Genomic DNA, 4473 nt, shown 5'->3' on the forward strand with positions numbered 1-4473 from the left:
CTGGCCAGCATCGTGGTGGTGCCGCGGGACAGGTGGTGCGCCGCGACCGCGGCGACCTCGGCCGGGTCACACGAGGTGACGGTGTGGCTTCCACCGCCGTGGCAGTGGATGTCGACACAGCCGGGCGCGACCGCGTCGACCGGCTCGGGGACCGGGCCCGACCAGCCGGACGCCGGGCCGACGTATCCGATCGTGCCGTCGAGGCGGACCTCGAGCACGCCCCCGTCCAGGATCCCGGCGGCCGTCACGAGCCGCCCGGCCAGCGCCAACGCGGTCATGACTCCGGGGCCCATCCGTCGCGGGCCAGGAGCGCAGCACCGATCACGCCACCCCGGTCGCCGAGGGCCGACACGGTCACGTCGGCGGGATGGACGACGGGGGTCCGCTGACGGAGCGCGACCCGCAACGGGTCCAGCAGCCCTTCGCCGGCCCGGCTGAGTCCACCGCCTATCACCACCAGGGCCGGGCCGACGAGCAGCGAGACGATGCCGAGCGCGTCCGCGAGCGCTTCCACCGCGTCATGCCAGACCTGTCGCGCGACGGCGTCCGTGCTCAGCCGGGCGGCGACGTCGTGGGCGCCGGTGACGTGGCATCCGCTCAGCCCGGCGTAGCGGCGGGCGATCGCCGCCGCGGACGCTATGGCTTCGAGGCACCCGTCACGGCCGCACGCGCACCGGACTCCGGTCCGGACGGCCAGGTGCCCTATCTCCGCGGTCTCGCCGCGGTGCCCGGTCACCAGGTGCCCCCCGGAAACGATCGAAGCGGCGATGCCGGTGCCGATGGGCACGAACACCAGGTCCTCTGTGCCGACACCCGCGCCGAGCCTGTGCTCGGCCACACCGCCGGAGGCGACGTCGTTGGCGACCCGAACCGGCAGCCGCCACTCGGCGCCGAGTGACCGGACGAGCTCGAGGTGGCGCCACCCGAGGTTGGCGCTGTACGTCGCGATGCCGGCCTCGCGGTCGACCAGGCCCGGGACGACGACGCCTGCGCCGACCACGGGCGCACCGGGTCGCTGCGCGAGCAGGGTGCGGCCGACCTCGGCGACCGCGTCGCGTGCCCGGTGCCCCTGTGGTGTCGGCCGTTGCTCGGAAGCCACCACGGTCCCCGCGCGGTCGACCAGTTCCGCCTTGATGGTCGTGCCGCCGACGTCGAGGGCGAGTGCGAGCCCGTCGTCGTCGTCCACGAGTCCATGATGATGGAACGGGCCAGGCTCCGCGGCATGGGCCGAGCACTGAACCGAAACACACGCGGTGATACGGCGCGGGAGCGGAGAATCAGAGATGCAGGCCAGCCAGGTCGAGAAGGCCAAGGGTGAGGTCGTCATCGGCGGCCGTCCCGAGCGGCTGGACTGACGCCGTGGTCTCCATGCCCTCCTCGGCGGCGACGGTACGCCGCACCGCCCTGACCCTGCCGGCGGCGACCCTCGGTCCCGCGAGCCCGTTGCCCCGGTTCACCCGGCTGCGGGAGCTGCCCTACCCCGACGTCGGCCCGGGTGCCACGCCGGACATGCTCGAGCGGGTTGCCTACGGCAGGCTGGAGAGCCCTCTCCCGTACCCCCTGCAGGAGGACTACAACCGGTCGCTGCGCGAGGTCGAGCTCCCGGCGTACGTGCTCGAAAACGGGGTGCTGCGCGCGACCGTGCTGCCGACGCTTGGCGGCCGGGTCTGGTCGTTGCACGACGACGCCCGCGGGCGTGAGCTGCTGTTCCGCAATCCGGTGCTGCAATTCGCGAACTTCGGGCTGACCGATGCCTGGTTCGCCGGCGGCATCGAGTGGAACCTCGGCTCGACCGGCCACACGACGCTGTCGTGCCGGCCGATGCACGCCGCAGTGGTTGCTGGTCCGGACGGTGACGTGCTGCGGCTGTGGGAGTGGGAGCGGACCCGTGACCTGGTGCTGCAGGTCGACCTTTCCCTGCTCCCAGGGTCGGACCGGCTGTACGCCTCGACCAGGGTGATCAACCCGGACCCGGAGGAGAAGCCGCTCTACTACTGGACCAACATCGCGGTGCCCGAATCGCCGGGGACCCGCGTGCTGACCACGGCGGACGCCGCCTGGCGCACCGAGTACACCGGCGCCCTGATCCGGGTGCCTGTCCCGTACCCGGATCGCGCGGACGTCGACATCAGCCACCCGATGGCCTCCAGGTCTCCCGCCGACTACTTCTACGACCTGCAGGGGCAGCGCGGTCGGCACATCGTGTCCGTCGAGCCCGACGGCGGCGGCTTCGCCCAGACGTCGACGCGCGGGCTGCGGGGCCGGAAGCTGTTCCTGTGGGGCAGCGGTCCGTCCGGCTCGCGGTGGCAGGAGTGGCTCTGCGGTCCGGGCGCGAGGTACGCCGAGATCCAGGCGGGATGGTGCCCGACGCAGCTCGAGCATGACCGGCTGCCTGGCGGGGGGAGCGTGTCGTGGACCGAGGCGTTCGGTGGCGTCGACCTGGACCCGGGAGCGGTGGCGGGCGGATATGCCGAGGCGTGCGCGGCTGCGCAGGCAGCCGTGCATGAGGCGGCGGACCGCGATCACCTCGAGGCCATCCACGAGCGCTGGCTCACAGAGGTGGCCGATGCCGCGGTCGCCGAGCGCGTAAGCACCGGGTCCGGCTGGGGTCATGTCGAGCTCAGGCTCCGGGCCCGTCCGGAGGCTGTACCGACCCGGGCCCTGCCGTTCCCACCGGTCGACGACGACAGCCTCCCGGCACGCCACCTGCTCGACGGTGACACCAAGGGACTTGCGGAATCGGCAGGCCGGCTGCCGGTGCCCCCGGTCTCCGACCGCTGGCGCGCCGTCCTCGACGAGGCGCCGGACTCCGAGTGGGTGCACCTGGCCCGCGCGGTGAACGCCCACGTACGGGGCGAGCCAGGCCGCGCCGCCGAGCAGTACGACGCGAGCCTGGCCGCCCGCGAGAACTCGTGGGCGTTGCGAGGGCTGGCGCTGCTGGCCGATGATGATCGCGCGTGCGACCTGTACGCGCGGGCGCGGCGGCTCCGACCGGACTGCCGCGGGCTGGCCGTGGAGCAACTCGAGCGGCTGCTCGCCGCCGGACGGTCAGGTGACTGCCTGGACGCCATCGCGGCCCTGGACCCCGCGATGCGCGAACACGGCCGGACCCGGCTGCTGGAGGCCCGGGCGCGGCTGGCCGAAGGGGAGCGCGAGCGTGCCGCCGGGATCATGGAGTCGCTGGTCGTCGAAGATCTCGCCGAGGGAGACACGGTCCTCGGTGAGGTCTGGGACGCGCTGCATCCGGGCGCCGCACTCCCCGCGCATCTCGACTTCCGCATGACCGACACAGGAGGTGCGGGTGACGGGTGAGGTGATTGACCAGTCCAGCCGCTGGAGGATGCTCCTCGACGCGCTGTCGATCCACAAGCGGCTATCTGTGACCGAGGCCGCCGAGCTGCTCGGCGTCTCCACGGCCACGGTGCGGCGCGACTTCAAGGAGCTCGCTCGGCAACAGCTGGCCACCCGCACCCACGGGGGCGTGGTCGCCACCACCGTCGCCTACGACCTGCCCGCGCGATATCGCATCGCCCCTGGCGACCCGCGTGAGCGGATCGCTCGTGCCGCGGCCGAGCTGGTCCGGCCCGAAGAGGTCGTCGGCTTCAACGGCGGTACGACGACCACCGCCATCGCGCGGCACCTCGGCCAGCGCGCAGACCTGCGGTCTAGCGGCCGCGAGACGATCACCGTCGTCACCAACGCGTTGAACATCGCGAGTGAGCTGGTGCTGCGGCCAGACATCCGCACCGTCTGCATCGGCGGGGTCGCCCGGCCGGAGTCCTACGAGCTGCACGGTCCGTTCGCGAGCCGGGTACTGCAGGACCTGCTGCTGCACCACCTGCTCCTAGGCGTGGACGCGATCTCCGCCGAGGAGGGCGCCAGCTGCGAGCACCTCGGCGAGTCCAGCATCAGCGCCGAGATGGTTTCCCGGGCGCAGCGCGTCACCGTGGTGGCCGATTCACAGAGGATCGGGGGCGTCGCCCTGGCGAGGATCTGCACGATCGACCAAGTGGACGGACTGGTCACAGACGACGCCGCCGACCCTGAACAGGTTCGCCGCCTCCGGGACGCCGGCGTCGACGTCACGCTCGTCTAGCGCACGCCGCTGGCGGCGTACCTCACCCAATCCAGCCCAGCCCGCACCAGGCGGTTCGCTGTCCGCCCGGTGGCAGGTCGAACGCGTTGACCGCGAACCCGCGTCTGGTCACGCAAAGGTCAGCGGAACGTGCCCCGGGACACCGACCCCTCCAGCCGCCGCTGGAAGATCACGTACACGATCAGCACCGGCACGACCGTGATGACGACCGCGGCGAACAGAGCCCCGAAGTCGACCGCGTAGCCGGCCTGCGAGGCGAACTCCGCCATCCCCTGGGTCAGCACATATCTGCTCGGGTCGGTGTTCAGAGCCACCGGCAGCAGGAACTGGTTCCACAGTCCGAGGAAGTTGAAGATCGCGACGGCGGCCATGCCGGG

The 4473-nt window shown here is 72.3% G+C and carries 3 protein-coding genes and 2 pseudogenes; 2 read left to right on the forward strand and 3 right to left on the reverse strand.

The window, feature by feature from the left end; all coding sequences use genetic code 11:
* Positions 1–278 (reverse strand): annotated as a pseudogene (locus tag VH969_RS18075) (N-acetylglucosamine-6-phosphate deacetylase); the annotation flags it as partial.
* Positions 275–1186 carry an ROK family protein gene (locus tag VH969_RS18080; RefSeq protein ID WP_331975651.1) on the reverse strand — a complete coding sequence of 304 codons (912 nt, stop codon included), beginning with the start codon at positions 1184–1186 and terminating at the stop codon, positions 275–277. The pseudogene VH969_RS18075 and the gene VH969_RS18080, both read right to left, overlap by 4 nt.
* A gap of 182 nt (positions 1187–1368) precedes the next feature.
* Between VH969_RS18080 and VH969_RS18085 the strand changes: the two genes are divergently transcribed.
* Complete coding sequence (locus VH969_RS18085; RefSeq protein ID WP_331975655.1) at positions 1369–3312, forward strand: DUF5107 domain-containing protein; 1944 nt, start codon at positions 1369–1371, stop codon at positions 3310–3312.
* On the forward strand, positions 3302–4096 hold the full coding sequence (locus tag VH969_RS18090) for a DeoR/GlpR family DNA-binding transcription regulator (RefSeq protein ID WP_331975653.1): 795 nt from the start codon (positions 3302–3304) through the stop codon (positions 4094–4096). The genes VH969_RS18085 and VH969_RS18090 overlap by 11 nt, the downstream gene beginning before the upstream one ends.
* A 119-nt stretch (positions 4097–4215) precedes the next feature.
* Here VH969_RS18090 and VH969_RS18095 read toward each other — a convergent pair.
* Positions 4216–4473 (reverse strand): annotated as a pseudogene (locus VH969_RS18095) (carbohydrate ABC transporter permease); the annotation flags it as partial.

This window comes from Actinophytocola sp. (assembly GCF_036555685.1).
Taxonomy (GTDB): domain Bacteria; phylum Actinomycetota; class Actinomycetes; order Mycobacteriales; family Pseudonocardiaceae; genus Actinophytocola.